This window comes from Streptococcus mitis, assembly GCF_001074635.1.
GTDB lineage: Bacteria > Bacillota > Bacilli > Lactobacillales > Streptococcaceae > Streptococcus > Streptococcus mitis_E.
Window position 1 is genome coordinate 1 of the sequence record NZ_JUQO01000049.1, and the last position, 262, is coordinate 262.

Below are 262 nucleotides of genomic sequence, written 5' to 3' on the forward strand. Positions count from 1 at the left end.
TGCTTTAACTTTTGGTGTTTGGCCATTTTCTCCATTTTTAACAACTGTTGTAAGAGCTGGACGTCCTTCTGGCTGCGTAACTGTAATCGTATGACTACCATCATGATTATCTGTCACTGTTACTTCTGGTGTGAATCCATCTCGTCCATTTTCACCTTTAGCTCCTTGTGGTCCTTTAATGTTGCCTGCTTGCTCCCATGCATTGTTCTTCTTAACGAAGACATCGCCTGTTACAGTATTAACGAAGCTATCTCCATCTTTA

1 protein-coding gene is annotated in these 262 nt (G+C 41.2%); it reads right to left on the reverse strand.

Annotation, left to right across the window (positions count from 1 at the left end):
• Window positions 1-262, reverse strand: a 262-nt coding sequence (locus tag ADI58_RS11305; protein ID WP_049521234.1) for a collagen-flanked surface repeat-containing protein, incomplete at both ends; no start/stop codon positions are given.